This window comes from Bacillus sp. CPT56D-587-MTF (assembly GCF_058792335.1).
This window is the reverse complement of sequence record NZ_JBYTEF010000002.1, coordinates 415,495-436,286: the sequence shown is the minus strand read 5'-3', so window position 1 is coordinate 436,286 and position 20,792 is coordinate 415,495. Positions and strand designations below refer to the sequence as shown.

General features: G+C 34.5%; 13 protein-coding genes and 10 pseudogenes. 6 read left to right on the top strand and 17 right to left on the bottom strand.

The genetic code is table 11. The features are described from left to right. Positions 1 to 41 precede the first annotated feature (41 nt). Positions 42 to 175 (bottom strand): annotated as a pseudogene (locus AC3WVZ_RS31480) (IS6 family transposase); the annotation flags it as partial. 221 nt (positions 176 to 396) lie between these two features. Here AC3WVZ_RS31480 and AC3WVZ_RS31475 point away from each other — a divergent pair. Beyond that, the gene (locus AC3WVZ_RS31475; RefSeq protein WP_078187999.1) at positions 397 to 1,509 is read left to right on the top strand and encodes a hypothetical protein; all 1,113 of its coding nucleotides are present in this window, start codon (positions 397 to 399) and stop codon (positions 1,507 to 1,509) included. A 186-nt stretch (positions 1,510 to 1,695) separates the two neighbouring features. Here the strand turns inward: AC3WVZ_RS31475 and AC3WVZ_RS31470 are convergent, their stop codons facing one another. Beyond that, positions 1,696 to 2,346: an IS6 family transposase gene (locus AC3WVZ_RS31470; protein ID WP_233936901.1), complete on the bottom strand. Its 651-nt coding sequence runs from the start codon at positions 2,344 to 2,346 to the stop codon at positions 1,696 to 1,698. A gap of 97 nt (positions 2,347 to 2,443) precedes the next feature. Between AC3WVZ_RS31470 and AC3WVZ_RS31465 the strand changes: the two are divergent. Both AC3WVZ_RS31465 and tnpC (AC3WVZ_RS31460) read left to right on the top strand, forming a co-directional pair. Next, positions 2,444 to 2,970: pseudogene (locus tag AC3WVZ_RS31465) on the top strand (IS3 family transposase); the annotation flags it as partial. Positions 2,971 to 3,093: 123 nt separating this feature from the next. Continuing rightward, the gene (gene tnpC / locus AC3WVZ_RS31460; protein ID WP_233935410.1) at positions 3,094 to 4,497 is read left to right on the top strand and encodes an IS66 family transposase; all 1,404 of its coding nucleotides are present in this window, start codon (positions 3,094 to 3,096) and stop codon (positions 4,495 to 4,497) included. Between the two features lie 115 nt (positions 4,498 to 4,612). On the opposite strand, the pseudogene AC3WVZ_RS31455 reads toward tnpC (AC3WVZ_RS31460), so the two are convergent. The 8 genes and pseudogenes from AC3WVZ_RS31455 to AC3WVZ_RS31420 form a co-directional block, all read right to left on the bottom strand. Next, positions 4,613 to 4,747, bottom strand: a pseudogene (locus AC3WVZ_RS31455) (IS110 family RNA-guided transposase); the annotation flags it as partial. 534 nt (positions 4,748 to 5,281) lie between these two features. Continuing rightward, positions 5,282 to 6,387: pseudogene (ald, locus tag AC3WVZ_RS31450) on the bottom strand (alanine dehydrogenase). A 126-nt stretch (positions 6,388 to 6,513) separates the two neighbouring features. Then, positions 6,514 to 7,923 (bottom strand): branched-chain amino acid transporter BcaP, encoded by a 1,410-nt coding sequence (gene bcaP / locus AC3WVZ_RS31445; RefSeq protein WP_233936756.1) that lies wholly within the window; start codon positions 7,921 to 7,923, stop codon positions 6,514 to 6,516. 458 nt (positions 7,924 to 8,381) lie between these two features. Further along, positions 8,382 to 8,634, bottom strand: a pseudogene (locus tag AC3WVZ_RS31440) (transposase domain-containing protein); the annotation flags it as partial. Between the two features lie 2 nt (positions 8,635 to 8,636). Then, positions 8,637 to 8,861 carry an alpha/beta-type small acid-soluble spore protein gene (locus tag AC3WVZ_RS31435; RefSeq protein WP_233936755.1) on the bottom strand — a complete coding sequence of 75 codons (225 nt, stop codon included), beginning with the start codon at positions 8,859 to 8,861 and terminating at the stop codon, positions 8,637 to 8,639. Positions 8,862 to 9,159: 298 nt separating this feature from the next. Then, positions 9,160 to 9,402: pseudogene (locus AC3WVZ_RS31430) on the bottom strand (Rpn family recombination-promoting nuclease/putative transposase); the annotation flags it as partial. Between the two features lie 461 nt (positions 9,403 to 9,863). After that, the gene (locus AC3WVZ_RS31425; RefSeq protein ID WP_233936754.1) at positions 9,864 to 10,664 is read right to left on the bottom strand and encodes an ADP-ribosyltransferase; all 801 of its coding nucleotides are present in this window, start codon (positions 10,662 to 10,664) and stop codon (positions 9,864 to 9,866) included. A 543-nt stretch (positions 10,665 to 11,207) separates the two neighbouring features. After that, positions 11,208 to 11,428: pseudogene (locus AC3WVZ_RS31420) on the bottom strand (zinc ribbon domain-containing protein); the annotation flags it as partial. A gap of 104 nt (positions 11,429 to 11,532) precedes the next feature. On the opposite strand from AC3WVZ_RS31420, the gene tnpC (AC3WVZ_RS31415) reads away from it, so the two are divergent. Then, positions 11,533 to 12,936 carry an IS66 family transposase gene (tnpC, locus tag AC3WVZ_RS31415; protein ID WP_233935200.1) on the top strand — a complete coding sequence of 468 codons (1,404 nt, stop codon included), beginning with the start codon at positions 11,533 to 11,535 and terminating at the stop codon, positions 12,934 to 12,936. A gap of 182 nt (positions 12,937 to 13,118) precedes the next feature. On the opposite strand, the pseudogene AC3WVZ_RS31410 reads toward tnpC (AC3WVZ_RS31415), so the two are convergent. The 3 genes and pseudogenes from AC3WVZ_RS31410 to AC3WVZ_RS31400 form a co-directional block, all read right to left on the bottom strand. Continuing rightward, a pseudogene (locus tag AC3WVZ_RS31410) lies at positions 13,119 to 13,255 on the bottom strand (transposase); the annotation flags it as partial. A 302-nt stretch (positions 13,256 to 13,557) separates the two neighbouring features. Then, complete coding sequence (locus tag AC3WVZ_RS31405) at positions 13,558 to 13,794, bottom strand: tyrosine-type recombinase/integrase (RefSeq protein WP_425594323.1); 237 nt, start codon at positions 13,792 to 13,794, stop codon at positions 13,558 to 13,560. A gap of 573 nt (positions 13,795 to 14,367) precedes the next feature. Next, a pseudogene (locus tag AC3WVZ_RS31400) lies at positions 14,368 to 14,600 on the bottom strand (helix-turn-helix domain-containing protein); the annotation flags it as partial. 103 nt (positions 14,601 to 14,703) lie between these two features. On the opposite strand from AC3WVZ_RS31400, the pseudogene AC3WVZ_RS31395 reads away from it, so the two are divergent. Beyond that, positions 14,704 to 15,098, top strand: a pseudogene (locus AC3WVZ_RS31395) (zinc ribbon domain-containing protein); the annotation flags it as partial. 116 nt (positions 15,099 to 15,214) lie between these two features. On the opposite strand, the gene AC3WVZ_RS31390 reads toward AC3WVZ_RS31395, so the two are convergent. Both AC3WVZ_RS31390 and AC3WVZ_RS31385 read right to left on the bottom strand, forming a co-directional pair. Beyond that, the gene (locus AC3WVZ_RS31390) at positions 15,215 to 15,673 is read right to left on the bottom strand and encodes a CamS family sex pheromone protein (protein WP_233936913.1); all 459 of its coding nucleotides are present in this window, start codon (positions 15,671 to 15,673) and stop codon (positions 15,215 to 15,217) included. Between the two features lie 28 nt (positions 15,674 to 15,701). Then, positions 15,702 to 15,905: a hypothetical protein gene (locus AC3WVZ_RS31385; RefSeq protein WP_233936752.1), complete on the bottom strand. Its 204-nt coding sequence runs from the start codon at positions 15,903 to 15,905 to the stop codon at positions 15,702 to 15,704. A gap of 1,433 nt (positions 15,906 to 17,338) precedes the next feature. On the opposite strand from AC3WVZ_RS31385, the gene AC3WVZ_RS31380 reads away from it, so the two are divergent. After that, complete coding sequence (locus AC3WVZ_RS31380) at positions 17,339 to 18,418, top strand: DUF418 domain-containing protein (RefSeq protein ID WP_233936751.1); 1,080 nt, start codon at positions 17,339 to 17,341, stop codon at positions 18,416 to 18,418. A 608-nt stretch (positions 18,419 to 19,026) separates the two neighbouring features. Here the strand turns inward: AC3WVZ_RS31380 and AC3WVZ_RS31375 are convergent. Both AC3WVZ_RS31375 and AC3WVZ_RS31370 read right to left on the bottom strand, forming a co-directional pair. Continuing rightward, positions 19,027 to 19,290 carry a hypothetical protein gene (locus AC3WVZ_RS31375; protein ID WP_233936750.1) on the bottom strand — a complete coding sequence of 88 codons (264 nt, stop codon included), beginning with the start codon at positions 19,288 to 19,290 and terminating at the stop codon, positions 19,027 to 19,029. 880 nt (positions 19,291 to 20,170) lie between these two features. Continuing rightward, positions 20,171 to 20,386: a hypothetical protein gene (locus AC3WVZ_RS31370; protein ID WP_233936748.1), complete on the bottom strand. Its 216-nt coding sequence runs from the start codon at positions 20,384 to 20,386 to the stop codon at positions 20,171 to 20,173. Positions 20,387 to 20,792 lie beyond the last annotated feature (406 nt).

Here is a 20,792-nt window from a genome sequence, read left to right as displayed (position 1 = left end):
TGAGATATGAAAAAAGAAAAAGATTCCTACGGAAGTGAATTTTATACTGTTAAACCAAAGAGTTTTTGAATAAGATATATCTGCTTTTGGACAGACTTCTCCCTCAGAGGGTAGAGGGTCTGTCCTTTTTTAATCATATACATAGCTTCTTTCCAGCAATCATTTTTGTAGATGTTAAGCTGTTAATACGAAAATTCAACTGCGCAAATGTAAATACATTTAGACCCTTTTCATTTTGTTTTTTTATTACAATTTGATAGTACTGTGGCGACACCTCAATATTACCTTTGTAAAAGCCCATTATGAGGGAGGCAATATACAGTTTCCCCTTTATACTTAAGTAAGTAGGTTACTAGTATCCTACTTTATCCATACATAGAAACGGAGGAGTTTATATTGCGAAAACGTTATAAAAAGTTAGCTACTATTATACCGCTTACAAGTATGTTAAGTATGTCAGCGATTGCGGTTACACCGGCCACATCTTTTGCAGCGGAAACACAAAAAGCTGATGTTTCATCATCACAGGAGGGATTGATTCAAGGTTACCAAATGGAAAATGGTAAGATGACTCCTGTGTATAAAAACAAACTTACTAAATTTGATACGGATGGTGATGTGGACCCAGGTCTTCCATTACTCCCAGAAAATCCATATAATCCAATTCCAGATCATGGAACGGCATATGTTGAATCGACAGATATAGGAGATACTGTTTATTTTGAGCCATTTGCTAATACAATTGATGGTGGGGTATTAGGTGGTAAAAATATTAGGTTTCCTTCCGTTATTCCTTCAAAAAAATATCCAACGATAGGATATTTTGTTCAAAAACAAGCGAACGGACAAATTAGAGATGGATATTATAATCCAGAGGATTTATCTCTGATTACAGATTCAAATCATTTATCAGATTACGGATATACACAAGCCCAAATCGATCTGGTTCAAAAGGACCTGAATCAAACATATAGTGTGATATGGGACGGCACAAGTAAACTAAAACGAGAAACAAACTATAAACTGCTTCCAGATGCTTCGGGTCTGCAGAATGATGCAGCTGCATTCGGTTATAATCAAACGTTAACTTCGGGTGTATCAACAACGAATATGTTTGGATTCGCAACAACAGCTGGATGGAAGATGGGGATAAAAGTGTCGGTTGTTCCTCTTGTTGCAGATGTTACTTCAGAGATTAGCGCCAGTTTAACAGCTAGTTTTCAGCATACTGTAAATGTTACAAAACAAACGAGTTCGCAAGTTAAATTTGATATATCAAGAGTAGATAACCCTGACTATAAGTATAATGATTATGCGGCGGCTGTATACAAAATACAGTCAGATTATACACTGTTACCTGGTAAAGGATTATCATCTATTGTGGGGTCGCAAGAACTACAATACGATAATGCTCCACGTATAGCTGGATTAGCAAATACAAATTACGCATATGAAGGCTCAAAATATTACTTCACAGTAACACCTGGATCACACAAGAAAAGTGTGTAATTAAAAAGCGCAGATTACGCAACCTGAGTTCTTGAAGGGAACTTTCAGATTTCTTATGTGCACTAGCAATACGTTTGATATACATTTCTCCAATATCATCAATGGTATTTGCTAATTGAATAGATAATAAGGTTCTGTTGCAAAGTTTGAAAAAACATCAACCTGCTTACAAAATACGGTTGTAGTTTAAGCAGTTCTAAATAACTGCTGTAATTCCTTGTACGTTGAAAAAGAGAAGTCTGGAATGTGACTTCTCTTTTGTTTATATATGGCATGAACCGTTTCGATTCCTTTCAATGTACGTGAAGCATGGCGCAGATTTTGAAATCCTGCGGATTTAACAAAACGTCGTTTGATATGTCTATGGTCTTGTTCGATGAGATTATTGAAATGCTTAACAGTACAATGTTTCGTATGCACATAAAAGCCATTATGTTTTAGTTTTTTGAACGCACAAAGTAAAGCATGATCCTTGTCTGTTGTGAGAACCGTTGGTTCTCCAAAAGCTTTCACTAACCTTTTCATAAACATATAGGCTGCTTGATGATCTCGCTTTTTGCGAAGTTGAATATCCAATGTGTGACCTTCCTTATCAATCGTACGATAAAGATAACGCCACTTTCCCTTGACTTTGATATAGGTTTCATCTAAATGCCATACGGAATGTGCTGATTTATTTTTCTTCTTCCAAATTTGATAAATGATATTTCCATATTCATGGACCCAACGCATAATAGTTGTAGGATGAACTGAAACACCACGCTCTCCCAAAAGTTCAGATACGTCGCGATAGCTTAAAGAAAAACGACAATAGTAGCCGACAGCTACCAAGATAATGTCTCTCTCGAATTGTTTTCCTTTAAAATATCCCCTATGTTATGCTCCTCATCTCATTTTTCTACGGTCTAGCTCAGCTCCAAAAACTTTGCAACGGAACCTGTTAGAACGTCAATTTAAAGTAGAAAAGCCAAATCAGGTTTGGGTAGCCGATATTACGTATGTATCGACGAAAAAAGGCTGGTTGTATGTAGCAAGTCTGATGGACTTGTACTCTAGAAAAATTGTGGGCTGGCATGCTGATCGTACGATGACAAAAGAATTAGTATTGAAAGCTTTACAACAGGCTTACTTCCGTCAAAAACCGGAAGGTTCTATTTTGCATCATTCTGATCGAGGAAGTCAATATGCTTCTCACGATTATCAAAATCAATTACAACAGTATGGAATGACATGTAGCATGAGCAGAAAAGGAAACTGTTATGATAACGCTTGTATCGAATCTTTCCAGGGTGTCTTAAAAAAGAGCTCATTTATCAGCAACAGTACGCAACACGTGCTCAAGCACAGCAAGATATTTGGGAATACATTGAAATTTTCTATAACCGTAAAAGAATTCATTCAGCGAATGGTTATTTATCACCGACAGAAAAAGAACGTATGTACGATTTAGAGGCTGCATAATTGAAATTATCTGTGTCTATTTGTAACTACTCAGCTACCTTTTGGTGTTTTTTTAAATTTTACTAGTTTCATATGCCTCCTATTTGTAAATACTGAGTATATCAAACAAGGGAGGTGAATAGGATGGTCGATCGAAAAATCATTTTAGATGCATATAAAAAAGGACCTGAAGCTGTTATTTCTTTATTTGAAGAAACATTTTCTAAGTTAGAAAAACGGATACTCGAACTAGAAAATGCTTCAAAAAAAAACTCTACAAATAGTCATAAACCACCTTCTACAGATGGTTTGCGTAAGCCTGTTACAAAAAGTTTACGCAAATCGTCTCATCGTCAAACTGGTGGCCAGTTGGGCCACAAAGGACATACTCTTGGTTTGACAGCGACTCCAGACCATACAATTACGTATTCTCCTACATATTGTACTTGTTGTAACACGTCCTTACACCAAGAACCTGTAAAAGGATACCGCATTCGCCAAGTGTATGATTTACCACCTATCCAGATAGAAGTGACGGAACATAAAGTGTCACAAAAAGAATGCCCACATTGCCATGCCATCCAAGGAGCCCTGTTTCCTTCTACCGTCTCTCGTCCTGTCCAATATGGTCCAAATATAAAAAGACTGGTTCCTTATTTAACACATTATCAGTGTCTTTCTTTGAAACGCACAAAAGAATTCTTTCAAGATTGTTTTGGACATTCGATTAGTGAAGGAACTTTGATAAATCATACAAACAGTTTTTCGGCTCAATTACAGCCCTTTCTCCAAGAAGTAAAAGACAAGATTCTTCAGTCTCCTGTTGTCCATTTTGATGAAACCGGTATGCGAGTAGAAAATAAAACACAATGGTTACATACTGCTAGTACACCGGAGGTGACATTGCAACATATTCATCAAAAACGCGGAAAGGAAGCAATGAATGCGGGAGAAATTTTACCGTCTTTTTCTGGAATTGCAATGCATGATGGTTGGAAATCGTATGATGCGTATACAGATTGTCGTCATGTATTATGTAATGCCCATCTCTTGCGAGATTTGCAAGGAATTATAGATAGTACCGGACAAAAATGGGCACAACAGATGCAGAAATTTCTAACGCAGGCTTTCACGCTGAAAAAGCAATACAAAGGAAGTCTGCCAAAATCGGAGCAACAGAATCTATTTATCGTTTATCAATCCATATTGAAAGAACAACCAGTCTTTTCTGCAGAATTAAAAAAGAAAAGAAAGCAGACGCCTGCTCAAAATTTATGGAATCGCTTCGTCAAATATGCTGACAGAATTTTAGCATTCTTAGAACATCCAGACATTCCATTTGATAACAATCAAGCGGAACGGGATATCCGAATGACGAAAGTAAAACAGAAAGTGTCTGGAACTTTCCGAAGTAAAAAAGGCGCAGAATCTTTTTGTCAGATACGAAGCTTTATGAGTACCATGAAAAAACAAAAACAATCTGTCTTACAAGCGATAGGCCAGGTTATAGAAACCGGAACGATTCCTTGGAATCGCATGACTTTATAAGAGAATTTCTCTATTTGATCTAGATTCTTTTTCTTATTGAAGTATTTTCTTTTTCATGTTTTCGAATGGAAAACATGTATTTGGTATGCCCTTTTTCCTAACTAAGCTGAGTAGTTACGAATTTTTTTACGAGAGATACATTTGAAGCACATCGTGCTTCTCTTACAATTTCCCCAGTTGTTCCGTGCAATGCACATAAGCTAAAGCTTTCTTTGTGGACATCCATCCCGATATAGATTATATTTTCCATAGTGGCCTCCTATTATCATAGGGTATAAACCCATTCATAATGTTTGTTCTCACTCATTATTATGGGTTAAAATCCCTGACTTGATAATCTAGGAGGTCACTTCATATTATCTCAGATTAGACTGTATACGGTTTTAACGTAGATTCAATGGAAAAACCTTACAGAAAAATTAATGTATTATAAGTTGATACAAAGCATGTCTTATTACAGCCCTTCCCGAACGAGAAAGCCTACGAACGTTTAGTTATTCAGGAATCCCATCCGTTAACACCGTAAGGTGTAGAACTTGCAGCTTTAGCCGTGGGAGTGTCAAAAGGGAAAGATGAAAAAGGAAGAACAAAAAAATTGTGACAGAACATGATATTTTTCGATTTTTGGGAGATATTTCATCTAATGTTACAGGATTTGAAATGTCCCTGAATCGAGTAGAATAGACTGTTTCAGAGACATTTCCTTTTAGGGAATAAATCCTTAATATCCCTTTTGAAGTTGTGGACAAGAAATCTAAAATTATTTTTAACTGTGCAATAGCACTTAGCCCCTGCTGCTTAATAAGTTGGTTGCGTCTTTATATTCTATACCGTGTGCTTCTGCAACTGCTTCGAATGTTACATATCCATCTAATGTGTTAATACCTTTTAATAATGCAGTGTTGCCTAGGCAAGCATCTTTATAGCCTTTGTTCGCAATTTGTACAGCATATGGCACTGTTTTGTTAATGCAAGAGTTGATGTACGTGGAACCGCACCTGGCATATTAGCAACGCCATGTTTTTCGTAAGTTGGGTTGTCATGAGTTGTAATACGGTCAGTTGTTTCGAAAATACCACCTTGGTCAATCGCGATATCTACGACAACAGAACCTGGTTCCATTGATTGAATCATTTCTTCTGTTACAAGTTTTGGCGCTTTTGCACCTGGAATTAGTACTGCTCCAATAACAAGGTCAGATTCTTTAACAGCTTCTGCAATGTTGTATGGATTAGACATTAATGTTTTTACTTGGTTACCGAAAATATCATCTAATTGACGAAGACGTTCTGCACTTAAGTCGATGATTGCTACATCTGCACTTAAACCTACTGCAATCTTAGCTGCATTTGTACCAGCTTGACCACCGCCGATGATTGTTACTTTGCCGCGTTTTACCCCTGGAACGCCTGCAAGTAAAATACCTTTACCGCCTTTGTTTTTCTCAAGGAATTGTGCACCGATTTGTGCAGACATACGACCAGCTACTTCACTCATAGGTGCAAGTAATGGTAAAGAACGATTGTCTAATTGTACTGTTTCGTATGCGATTGATGCAACTTTGTTATCGATTAATGCTTTCGTTAATTCTGGTTCTGGAGCTAAGTGTAAGTATGTGAATAAAATTAAACCTTCACGGAAATAGCCGTATTCACTTGCTACTGGCTCTTTTACCTTCATAACCATATCTTGATTCCATGCTTCTTCAGCAGTTTCTACAAGTTTCGCACCAGCTTGTACGTATTCTTCATCCGTAAAACCAGATCCTAAACCTGCTCCTTTTTGAACAAAAACTTCATGACCACTTTGTACTAAATGTACTACTCCCGCTGGCGTCATTGCCACACGGCTTTTGTTATTTTTTATTTCTGTTGGTATCCCAATATGCATAATGAAATGCCTCCGTATCTAAATTATGAGTGAAAAACGCATGAAATGAATAACTAGGAACATACTGTACTCGAAAAATAGTGTCCTTTTCTGTTTGAGCGATAAAATATATCTTTCTAAACTAACTTATACCTCATCACGTTTTTGTTGCGTGTGTAACTTACTATTTGTATAACCGTAACTAAAATAAACAACAAGCCCTATTAAAAGCCATATAACAAAACCAATCCATGTAATGGTAGGTAGTTGTAGAGCTAGGTATCCACAAAATAAAACAGCTAAAATCGGAACCCACGGTACCAAGGGTACGTGAAAAGCACGTGGTAATTGAGGTTGTTTTTTGCGTAAAATAATAATTCCAATGGATACAATAATAAATGCAAATAACGTACCGATATTCGTTAATTCTGCTAATTCATTTAAAGGAATGAAACCAGCAAAGATTGCGACCATAGTAGCGGTGATCCAACTATTGTGAACGGGTGTTTTTGTTTTAGGATGTATAGTAGAAAGTACTTTTGGTAGTAAACCATCACGGCTAATTGAGTAAAACAAGCGTGTTTGTCCATATAACATAACGAGTAATACGGTTGTAATCCCCGCAATTGCTCCTACAGAAATAAAACCAGCAATCCAATCTTGTTGAATGTATTGTAGAGCAAATGCTACAGGATTTTTTACATCTAATTGATTGTAAGGCACAATTCCAGTTAATATTAACGAAACAACGATATATAAAATGGTACAAATTGTTAAAGAAGCAATGATACCGATTGGCATGTTGCGCTGTGGATTTTTGACTTCCTCAGCAGCTGTTGATACAGCATCAAACCCAATATAAGCAAAGAATACGGTTGCAGCCCCAGTAGTTACACCAGAGAAACCAAATGGCATAAATGGTGTCCAATTTTCAGGCTTTACATAAAAAACTCCCACACCGATAAAAAGTGCGATAACTAAAAGCTTAATTGTTACCATAAGAGCATTAAATCGAGCTGATTTTTTTACCCCTATCGTTAATAAAAATGTCATTAAAAAAATGATACAAATAGCCGGTAAATCTACATATGTTCCTACTGCAGGATTATATGCGCTTGTTAAAGAAGTAGGCAGTATAATGCCAAATCCATTTAATAGCCCTTGAAAATATCCAGACCAACCAGATGCAACAGCTGAAGAAGCTAATCCATATTCTAAAATTAAATCCCATCCTAAAATCCAAGCAATTAATTCTCCAAACGTTGTATAGCTATAGGTGTAGGCACTACCGGATACGGGTACAGTTGATGCAAATTCAGCGTAACATAATGCCGCAAATACACAGGCTAATCCAGATAAAAGAAACGATAAAATAAGTGCCGGACCTGCGTGTTCTGCGGCGACAACACCGGTAAGAACAAAGATTCCAGTCCCAATAATAGCTCCAATTCCTAACATAGTAAGATCGAATGCACCAAGTTCTTTTTTTAAAGATTCTTCTTTGGTACTGGACTGTGCTAATAATGTTGAAATTGATTTTTTTCGAAATACATTCATGTATTGCGTCAGCTCCTTTGAATAAAAAATGTATTTTATCTTATATTTTTATATTCTGGTCATCCCTATCATCTCGTTACAGGCGCTACCAACACTGTAAATATCAAATGATTTATACCTTGTTTTTAAATTCCATAACGCCCATCACTATTATTGGTAACCGTAGTTTACATTTATTTAGAAATCATTTGTAATATAACGATAGAAACAATCAAATTTTATTTTAATCCTTGTTATATCCCTAAACAAAAAATCCAATGATTCTGAGTGTATAAGAGCTTTAAATCTTATTAATTATCATGGTATATTTGTATCCTTAAAAAATATAGTGTGTCAATTCAGCCTATAACCATCATGCATTAGGTTCGTGAATACAATAAATCAAACAAATCTGGGGAAAGGTAATGTTGGGATAAGTAGTTTATTGAACAAACATTTGCGGAATAAAAAAAGCCAAGCTTCTTTAGAAAATACTTGGCAACCTTCTCATCTCGTTTACAGCTTAAATACAAATCAATTGTGCGATATAAATCCATTTTTTTCAGCCTTGATTGTGATGTATGTTTCATCCACTCGTCAAGAATCCTTAGTTGATCTCAAATGTTGCCGAATACGCTTATTTAATTCTGGTTCATATTGATGAACCCATCATATAATCGTTGTACAAGCTAAAATTTCCACTAAATCACGAAGATGTAAGTTGTATCGCAGATTTATATAAGTTCTCTTTGAATTTTTTCCATACTTATATTTGTTTGAGTCGGTGAAACCCTAGATAAGTATTGCAGGCTTATGGCCACGGAACGCTTTGTGATTTCACCGCCAACTGCGCCATTGGCATGAGCTGTAGCATTTGCACCCAGTGTAACGCCTAATTCACGGGCAATCTCTTCTTTCATCCAGTGCAACCATGGCTTTGGATTGTTTTTTCTAGTCATTTACACACCTCCTTTATGAACTTAGGATATATGTACTGGAGTCTTTGTATACAATATAAAAATTGGAAATAGAGGCGAATGGGGTCCAAATACGAAACGACAGTGTAACCACTGCTGCCTCTTCGTACAAAAAAGCGGGTATCCATGATTAATTATGAAAATCATGGATACCCGGAAATGGAGGAATAAAATTATTTTATTTAGATGTTATAATTAACATCTAAAAATTAGACTTTATGATATAGCTAAAATTTTATAATTTTTCATTCTAACAATACAATTTATACTTATGTACACTTTAATTATCTACAATATGGCGTATTCCCGATATATCCCTATTCGTAAACTTCGCAATATCTTGGATATACATGCCCTGGATTAGTTGAATTTTTCCTTTTTGAATACCTTCTTCTCGTCCTTTTATCTCGCCTCATATGACATACGGAATGCTAGGTCTTGACTCATTTTCCCCCGCTTTTGCATCGCATCTTTTTTTACAAATTTAATCTCGATTCATAGCAATCTTCTCCAGTGTATGTGTTGATTCTAGTATATCTTCTTCATGAAATCTTGCGATAAAAACCGCTATTCCGAATGTAACCAGCCTGCAATTAGATTTTTTTACTTTTGTTTTAATTGGGACCATTTTTTATTATTTTGAAGAATCTGTCCATCTACTTTTATATGATTTTTCATATCTCATCTTGTATGGACATAGAATTGAAGACAGCAAAACAACTAATTCTAGCTAGATGACTAATACTGGTACTCATTATAATGCACTTCGAGGTGAAAAATTATGTCGTTGACAATCCACATGAGACCTTCAATACTATGTACATTCAAAAATCTATGAAAAAGTATTTTGTTGAAAATCTTTCTAGACAAGTATTAAATATTAAAACTAAAAAAATTGACAGCGTCAAAAAGATTCTAGTAGGAATCCTCATTATTTTTTTGGAATGTATCCTTTATTTGCACCAGAACCCTAAATAGCTGTATTTATTTTGATAATGACGGTAGGTTATCTTCATATATAATATCAGTAGAACGTTTATTTCGATAATTAGATTCTATATCTAAAATTTCAACATCTAGCATTACATATTCTTTGTCTTTTTCAATTACTGGTGATATATTTGTAACCTTATACGTTCTATTTCTTGGCAATAGTAATTCCATTTCCCCAGGAACCTTACTTAATAAATCTACATATATAGCGGGTACCCCTTTAGGAACATGGATTTTCATCAAAATAGGCAGTAAACTAAATGTTTTTGCTGCGTCTTTAACAATACTGGTACTCATATACGCTGGATCTTCTTTATATTTTCCTTGAAACCTCTCTTTAAAGTGTTCAAAGCTTTCCGTATTTATCTTTGAAGTACTATTAACTGGATCATCCTCTTTTAAATCAAGTTTCACTAAGGAGTTTGCTGGTAATCCAAATGCACTTTCACTTACTCGGCGATAAACTATCATATCATCATGTAGTCTCACTCTCGAAAAAGCACGATCTATCTGGGTAATACTCTTCTCTGTTTTTTCTTGATCTAGAACATCAAAATAATTAGAACGAAGATATTCATTAATAGGATAGTATCCCCCTCCTGTATAGTCTCTTACGGCATTTTTTTCTGCTTGTGGGGTAAGTTTATTCCAAAGGTCAAAGAATTCTTTTCCCCAATCTGTCGCTTCCGCTTTACATTCGGGTTTAAAATTCAATAGTGTTGTGGAATGACACTGTTGATTTACAGTTGTCTCTGCTGAAATGCCTACCGGTATCGTTAATGACGATACCATACTTATACCGACTATACATGCATATAATATTCTTTTATTTTTTTTAACATCGTTTTTACTCTCCTCTAATTGTTTTATTTTAAAATACTATTCATTCCTATAAATTACTATCTGTTTCCCTTACATAATCCTTACAAAAATGTAAGATACCCCTGTAGGAATAGATTCTAAGGGGTAGAAGGCGTAACCATGCCGTGAAGTGTAAAATACATTCTAATAAACGCATTTTATGATTTGTTTTTTATTTTCGAACATTCCGCATTCCATTTTCATGAAGTTTCTTTATGGATCAGTGAGACGATTCGTGCTCTAGTCCATCAAATGATTTACATAAAATAGAAAACCCTACTGTTTAAAAGTAGGGTTTTCTATTTTATGTAACATTTTTGTTCGAGATGGGTTTGTATACATTAACACTCTCTCGGCTAAAGCCGCGAGTCTTATACCTTACGGTGTAACGGATGGGATTCCTGAATGACGAAACGTTCGCAGTCCATTTCTATTTTGAACAGCCTTTAAGATGAGGGTGTTTCATCACCCCTCCTAAGACAGATCATATAGGCTCGCTGATTGACTGTTACCGCCAACCACCGTTGCATATCGAATATTCATCGCCTCAACGATATCGCGGTATTTCTCAAATCCGCATGGACACTTCTATCTTGTGCCTTGTTCTTCTTCATGCATTTGGGACATGTTTGACTTGTATAAGCAGGATTCACATATTCAACTTGTATACCAACTAATTTCGCTTTGTACGCGATGAGTAACTACTCAGCCACCTTTCGGTGTCTTTTTTAAATTTTACTAGTTTCATATGCCTCCCATTTGTAAATACTGAGTATATCAAACAGGGGAGGTGAATCTTATGGTCGATCGAAAAATTATTTTAGATACATATAAAAAAGGACCTGAAGCTGTTATTTCTTTATTTGAAGAAACATTTTCTAAGTTAGAAAAACGTATACAAGAACTAGAAAATGCTTCAAAAAAAAACTCCAAAAATAGTCATAAGCCACCTTCTACAGATGGTTTGGGTAAGCCCGTTACAAAAAGTTTGCGCAAACCGTCTCATCGTCAAACGGGTGGCCAGTTGGGCCACAAGGGACATACTCTTGGTTTGACAGCGACTCCAGATCATACGATTACACATTCTCCTACATATTGTACTTGTTGTCATACTTCCTTGAACCACGAGCCTGTAAAAGGGTATCGCATTCGCCAAGTGTATGACTTACCACCTATTCAGATCGAAGTGACAGAACATAAAGTAGAACAGAAAGAATGCCCACATTGCCATTCTATCCAAGAAGCCCAATTTCCTTCGACAGTATCTCGTCCTGTTCAATATGGTCCAAATATAAAAAGACTGATTCCCTATTTAACGCATTATCAATGCATTTCTTTGAAGCGAACAAAAGAATTCTTTCAGGATTGTTTTGGACATTCTATAAGCGAAGGAACCCTGGTAAATCATACACAGGCTTTCGCTTCTCAATTGCAGCCATTCATAAAAGAAGTAAAGGAAAAGATTCTGCAGTCTCCTGTTGTCCATTTTGATGAAACTGGTATGCGTGTAGAAAACAAAACACAATGGTTACATACTGCCAGTACACCGGAGGTGACATTGCAACATATTCATCAAAAACGTGGAAAAGAAGCAATGGATGCTGGAGAAATCTTGCCATCTTTTTCTGGAATTGCGATGCATGATGGTTGGAAATCGTATGATGCGTATACAGATTGTCGTCACGTTTTATGTAATGCCCATCTCTTACGAGATTTACAAGGAATTATAGATAGTACTGGAGAACAATGGGCACAACAGATGCAGAAATTTCTAACGCAAGCGTTGACGATGAAAAAGCAATCCGAAGGTACCATGCCAAAAGCGACGCAAAAGAATCTGTTTATTATGTATCAATCCATATTGAAAGAACAACAGATTCTTTCCACGAAACAAAAGAAGAAAGGAAAGCAGACGCCTTCTCAAAATTTATGGAATCGCTTCGTCAAGTATTCTGACAGAATTCTAGGGTTTTTAGAACATCCAGCCATTCCATTTGATAACAATCAAGCAGAACGGGATATTCGGATGACGAAAGTAAAACAGAAAGTGTCTGGGACTTTCCGAAGTAAGAAAGGCGCAGAATCTTTTTGTCAGATACGAAGCTTTATGAGTACCATGAAAAAACAAAAACAATCGGTCTTACAAGCGATAAACCAAGTCATAGAAACTAGAACGGTTCCTTGGAATAACACGACTTCATAAGAGAATTTCTCTATTTGGCATAGATTCTTTCTCTGATTGGAGTATTTTCTTTTCATGTTTTCGAATCGGAAACATGTATTTGGCCTGTTTTTTTATTTGAAGAAGCTGAGTAGTTACCGCGATGAATTGCGCGAAGCGAAAAAATGACCAAGTGTGTAGCTTCTTGCGAACACTACGAAACTGACCTCGTGGACCAACTCTTTGAAACGGTCTTCTACTTTTGTGTGAAGAAAAATCTTTCTTCTGTATCATGAACAAACACAAAATGGTAGTTAATGAATGAAACAGTTGTTTTGGTTTTTCTATAATCATTTATCATGTTCACAATGTATCAATTTACATGGATAACCACAACAAATAGATGCAATAATATATAATACCAGCATTTTGGATACTTAAAGTGCCACAAACCTTGCGTTTTTTGGTAGCACTTCGTATTCAACCTCACTTTCATCCCATGCCTAAAGGCGATGGGCTTTCTCGTTCGGGAGGGACTATATAGTATGTATATTAGAGTAATTGGCTATACGTGCCCTTTTATATACATTGAAACCATTTTCCAATGCGCGTGAACAAAATAATGTCTTACATCATATGGCGTTAAGTTTGTTGCTAATCCCGCTAATTTACTATATTTTTAAATAAGTCATTTACAGTCATCCGGCTTAATTTGTGTCCTTTATTTAACACACACAAATAAGAGCTCTTTTTATATTTGTGTAAGCCTCGTTCTACTAAATAATGTTTTAATATTTGTATCACTTTTTGGTTTAATAAAACCGTTCGTTGTTTGTCGCCTTTTTTAGAACGAATAACTATTTCTGACGAAGAGAGATACAAGTTTTGGTTATTCCACACACAAACGAGTCTTTTTAAAACTGGAACGATTTACATAGTTACTCTTTTTTTACTTTTGTAGAAAAGATACTGTTTGCATCTGTAATCATTTGATTTTTCACCGCACTTGGAAAATTGATTTCGAAATACGGATTTCTTCCATTAGCATGCGGTCCTATGAATGTATGTCGAGTATTTTTGCCTTTGAAAGGAGGAAATCCCTGCTTTTCTTGTCTTTGTTGTGGGTAAGGGGAAAAGAAGGTTCGATACAAAAAAGACCTTGGTTATTGCCAAGGTCTTTTTTTGTATGTTGGTAAAAAGAAGACAGATAAGTCATCGCTTCCTGAACATCTTATCACATATACCGTCGTATTTATTGGTCTTATTTGTCTTTTGAAAGAGACAAATAAGACCTTTCAGAATACGTAACCTCTTAATTCATTCTCTAAAAAAGATGGAATGATGTGTTTGATACAGGGAGATGGTTTCTCATCCAATCGTTTGTTCCATGTCGTATGCCTCTCACAGCTAAATCTACCACTTTTCTATCATCTGTTTATTTTTCCTTCTCTACCAGAAAAAATGGAACGGCCCTTATAAAAATTTTTCCTGACCGATAACGTCATCTGCGGTCATTTGAACTACTTTTTGTTTACATTCATAATCGGGATAAAAACTTAAGGTCTCTATGTTTCTTTTCAAATAAACGCCTTGTATATGAGGAAGAATCGAACTAGATTTCGTATGCTCATGTAAGTGTTTAATTTCTTCTTGGAATTGTAGTGGGTCTATTGCGAAATAAAAGATTGGATTTCCAATTCAATTGTATATAGTATGATTCTTACAGTTCTTTCCGAAAAAAAAGCCCATTGCCTTTAGGCATGGACTGAAAGTGAGGTTGGATACAGAGCGCTACTAAAAAACCGAAAGAAGTCAACACGTTTAAAAGTTCGTGCCTGATTAACCGACACATATAATCGTAATTTCGAATTGTTAAAGTACAAGTTAGGCACACTTCGTCTCACAATGAAATCTGGTAAATGGATTGTTCAAATTTCTGTCACTTGATTAGAACAACTAATGAACAAGCCGTAAAAAATGAAAAAAACCTACATGCTTGGTTATATTTTATCATCTCGCGCAATTCATTGCAGACAAAGCGAAAGTCGTTGGTATATAGGTTGAATATGTGAATCCTTCTTGTACAAGTCAAACAGATCCAAAAGGTACGAGATAGAAAATATAAGTGTCCATGCGGATTTGAGACACACCGCACTATCATTGGGGTGATGGCACACCTTCACCTTGAAGGCTGTTCAAAATAGAAATGGACTGCGAACGTTTCGTCATTCAGGAATCCCATCCGTTACACCGTAAGGTCTAAAACTTGCGGCTTTAGCCATGGGAGTGTCAAATCGCTGAGTTTTTCAATTGAATTTTTCTAATCTAAAATTTTAACAATCGATGTAGTTCCCCTTTTATTGCGCTCAATAAGAGATTTAATTTGATTAGACGTCTTAATTTTTATATGTACTGGAAAATAACCGGGGATTTTCTCCATAACAAGATCGGCAATATATTGAGTAAAACCGATTAATTCCACTGTTCCTATAAGGTTTGTTAATATGTCTATTTGTAAATCATTGAGTGCCCCATCTATATAGAAACCCTTTCCTATCACAATAATACCTTCTGGGAAATATGTATGAATCTTTTCTGTAAAATTAGATAACATCATCGAATCGCCTCGATGATTTGATAATGCATCTTTAGACGGAAATAAGGCATATCTTTCATTTATATTTTCCCAATCTGTAATTTCTACTTTCCCTTTATCGACTTTTCCATACGTTAAAATTGAACCTGGTATGAGAGCGCTTTGCGCTCCTTGTTGATAAATAACAAAGATTATAGGAAGATTTTTTGTTTTACTCTTTTGATGTATTATTTTTACTTACAGTAACTAATCCATTCGCCGCACCTTTCTCAAATGGAATATGTATTTTGTAACTATCATTTGATAGTGAAATCATTGAACCCTGTGTACTTTTGTTTCCTTCATCTTTCTTTTTTAAGCCACACCCAACTAATGCTATACTCAAACTAGATACTAATAATATTAATTTTTTCAAACCACAATACTCCTTTGCATGTTTTAAACTTTATTTTTATACTGTATCAAAAAGATAAAATTTTTATTAAAAAATAATATATATTGCGATTATATGTAGTGTATTTTCTTTATAGTAATTTCACTTATTCGCTTATTTTACAAAATTCGGAAGTGATCTCATTTGTGAACAGACCGAGGCGGGAGAATGTACTACAAGGGCTCGGAGACGTTTTGGTGGAAGACCTGAAAAAATTAGGAACAAAAGAACAACAAATAATACAAATACACGTGTTTAAGAAAACCCTCATTAAAGATATTGCGCAAACATTAAAGATTTCTTGTACAACGGTGTATCGTTGTTTACAATTATTAACCTACAAATCCCTTTATTTTACCTACAGCGGGATTTGTAATTGATTTTGAAGATGATATAAGTATCAATTTAAGATATAAGTATTTCCTAGAACACATAAAATAAAAGAAGAGATGCGCTAATATCTCTTCTAAGTAACTGTTGCCGTAAGGTAATTAGTTGCGTTAAGATTATTTCTTTTTCTCAAGACTATCCTTTTGCTTCCGACGGCACGGATGGTCTTTTTACGTTATTTGCTTATATTGCTAACTAGTTTATTTCCAAAACCAGTCGCAAGGATTGTTACAAAGACTCTTAACAAACCCTGTAGCAAAGATAGTAAATATTCCATCATAGGAGTCACCTTCTTTCTCTCCCTTATATAAGAGAAAGGACAGCAACATTCTGAAAAAACGAGGGAGTTTTCAAACCATTTATGGTTAATAGTTCATAAGTTCTGTATCATTTTTTGAACTTTTAAAACATGAAATAGATCTAATATTTAATTGATGCAAAAAAATTACAGTCCGCTCCGAACGAGAAGTCCCATCGCCTTTAGGCATGGGATGAAAGTGCGGTTGGATACTCTTCATGAAAAAAACGTACACTTTGTAGTTTTTAAATTTAGAGATTAACACAAAAACTCCGCCAGAATTTTTTTGCACAACAAAAAGGAGTGTGTCTAGGGAGAATAAAGACTCTACGAAACAACTTGCTTTTTTGGGGTTGCGTGTTACCTTTTTACACCATACAAAAACCGGTTCTATTTTTGGGCTTGTTCCTATAGGAATCTATGTCTGTTTTTGTCTTTGTTTATTATTTATATTAGAATCAATTATAGTATGTTTTCCCGTCTTAGCTTAATTTTTATAAATTATTCTAAGGTACAGATTCAGAACTTTCCAATAAAATCTATGTATAATCCAACAAACTTACAAAATCTGTAATATATTATGGTTCTATTTCTTAAAAACATAATTTTTTATTTACACAAAAATGATGAGATATAAAAATTCTACAATCAAATACCACAGAAAATACACCGTATTATTATAAACAGCCCGTTTAACACTTAAAATATTGTAAAGGAAGAATTAAAAATGCATCATACAAAACCTACCTCTTCACGAATACTCTCTCTTGATATAATTCGTGGTTTTGCTTTACTTGGAATATTAATTGCACACGCTTCTGGTGGAACACAAGGGCAAAAATATCCGATTTATTCTTTAGATTTCGATTTATCTGTTTTTAACAATTTGTTTATTCACTTTAAATTTGTTTCCATTTATTCATTTTTATTTGGTATTGGATCTCACATATTTGTTTCGCACGCACAACAACGTGGATTACGTAGTTATTATCTTTTTTCAAGACGATTAATTACTTTACTCCCAATAGGAATTATACCAATATTAATTTTCCCTCAAATAACCCCTATTTTAATTATATATGGTTTATTAGGGTTTATCTTGTTACCTTTTTTTAAACTACAGCCTAGAATTATTCTGATCATCGCTGGAATATTAGCATCCTGTAATATGATATTTATAATTGGAACCATGGTATTTCGAAATCCATTAATTAAAGATTTCAGTGCCGTTTTTATGATTATACAATTTTTTATTTATTATATTTTAGTAATTGTTACGATGTTTTTGCTAGGACTATATGTAGGTAAGATAGGTCTTTTTCAGCAATTATCACACAAAAAGAATATAATTAAACGCATTCATAGGATTTCATTTTTTCTGAGTTTATTATTAATATTAGTGGGACTATGGATGGTTTATATCAATCCAGATATAGGATACAATATGCCCTTTCAGGGGATAAGTTATATAACATCCTATCCCTTATCAATTTTATATATATCTTCCATAATTCTTTTATATAATAAAAATTATTTAGTGTATTTATATAAACCACTTAGTTATGTAGGACGGATATCATTAACCGCCTATATAGGGCATGCTGTACTTCTTAAAATTCTTATTTTATTGTTAGGTTGGACAAACGGATATACACTTATACAAAGTCTGGTTCTCGTCTGCATTGTGTTTACCATCCTCACGATTTTTAGTTTTATTTGGTTGCAAAAATTTCAGCAAGGGCCTTTTGAAAAAATTTGGCGTGTTCTAACATATGGAAAACATGATTCTATTGCAAAACTTAAATAACTACGCGTGACAGGGCAGCTAGACACTTTATTCAATGAGCTACCTAGCTTCTATTGTTCTAAAATATAGCGCATATCTTCGATATCCCTACCGTTTTTTATGCATACCACACGGTTAATAGCCCACGGTGGTAAATTTGTAGAATCAGATAACAATGTTCCCACAAACCTAACATTAGCGGACATGAAAAACAATACTGAAGGAGGTAGGGATAGTACATGACTATTCGACACAATAAAAAGGTTATATACAAACCATTGGAATTCGTAACGGCATCTATAAATAGTACTTACATATGTATTTGTAAAAAGGAAGATTCTTCAATTCAGAAAATCTTCCTTTTTATGCGCGAATAATGTTTACTAATGCTTGTTAAGTAATTTTATTTCGTTGCTATACATCCTCCACAATCCATGTAAAAATATCCCAATCTCATTTCAAACCAGACGGTTCGGTTTGAAATGATTCGCAATGTAGAATACAATAATATAGGTTGTCTGTATTTGGAGTGCTCTAGTAGTGGACCCTTTTTTTCGCGTTATCTTGTAAAATGAAACACATCACTCGAAAAACCTTAAAAATTAATGATTCCATCAGAAGTGCTCTTTTTAATCTACACCCATTATTTGATTGTACTGTTCCTGAATAGTTAGTAGTTGTAGACTTAATCCTTTTACGAGTACTATCATCCTATGGTCTTGTTCCAACATAAGTAACAATTGTGTTACTTCTAAAAACATTTGATGAATCTCATATGCTATTTCGGCAACCACATAACCAGAAATATGCTGAAGAATAGACTCAAGTATGCCCATTTTCCGATCGATTGCTTGTAGTAATTGTTTAGAGCCTCCAGATAATAATTGGTTCAATATACCAATCCTCCCCTACACTTTATCTTCTTATTAAAACTCAAAAATTGAAAAGAGTTATACTCTATACTTTTTTGTATTTTATATCAATTATAATACCTATACAATAATAATTCTAACATCTAAATATAGAGAAAATCATTTATATTTAGGAAATTATAGTGCCCTAAACGTAAAAGAAACCCTGAAAAAATTTAATTCGATACATGTATTTTCACAATGTTCTATCCTTGTTCCATAAAAAATATTATAGAAATAGATTAATGAAATACATTTTTTTACATAGAAAGATTCCTTAACGTACCATCTATTCCAGCCATGTGACCCGTAGTATCATAAAATCGCTTCTCTTTTTGATATAAAAATAAACACCACAAGTAGGGGCCTGTGGTGTTTTGGAGAAAGTTATAAAAGCTACTATGAAATGTTAGTATCTTTTATTTTACAAGAAATTATAAATATTGGTATTGAGAAAGTTACTCTCTAAATCCGAAATAATCCCATAAAATGCTTCAATAAAAGTACTGCAGGAGAATAAGACAATCTTGAATTTTCTTATTTTCCTTTTTTTCTAGCGGATAGGCAAAAATACCCTAACTACACTTGAATATAAAAAAACAAAAAGACCTGGATAAAAATCCACGTCTTTTGTTAGCAAGTACATACTCGTCTAGAACAAATAAAACGCTACTCGAAAGCTCCATTAGTATAACAAATAATGAGGATTTCAGCAATGGTAGGTGTCCTTCTACTTCTTATATATCTTTTCTATGCCTTTTCATTGAAGGAGCATCTATATCTCTGTGAGAAGTACGAAGTCTAAAATATCATGGTGGTATAAGCATTTCCTAATAATTTTTCACCTGTAATGCCATAAACTCTATACTTTCTTTGATCCATTTGTATAGATATAACCTAGATGAAAATCATAGAATCTATGTAAGGATTCTATTGCTCCAGCAAACTCCAGTATTAATGGTATTTCTTTTTTAGATTGATAATAAATTTGTTTTGCTTGCGGTATTTTCCCGTCTGTTTGTATTCGTTTTAAGCCTACACCTAATTCACAATGTAACACACGAGCTATGTTGTTCAATACATCAACGGACCCATGGGTTCATTAGACTAATAAGCTATAAAATTTATATGGACTCTTACAACGTTTTTAGATAGATGGAAAATGACCATTGTGAATGCCCTTTTTTTATGTTGTTAAAAGACATATTTTATTTTATAGTATAATTGCGAAAATACTTTACTTAGTAAAACTATTTTAGGGAATACAGAATATAAAATTTTTATTAACACACGAATTACAAATTGAACCAATAAGGTTAAACTCAAAATAAATCCTAGTTGCATAAACAACTAACTAGCGTACAATTTTTCTAAAATGGTGGAAATGTGGATTAGCTACTCGAAGGCGCCGAGTCTAGTGCTAAATTCACTATTCAGTGAAATAGCTGAGTATTAACAGATATAAGTTTAAGATAGAGTCAATA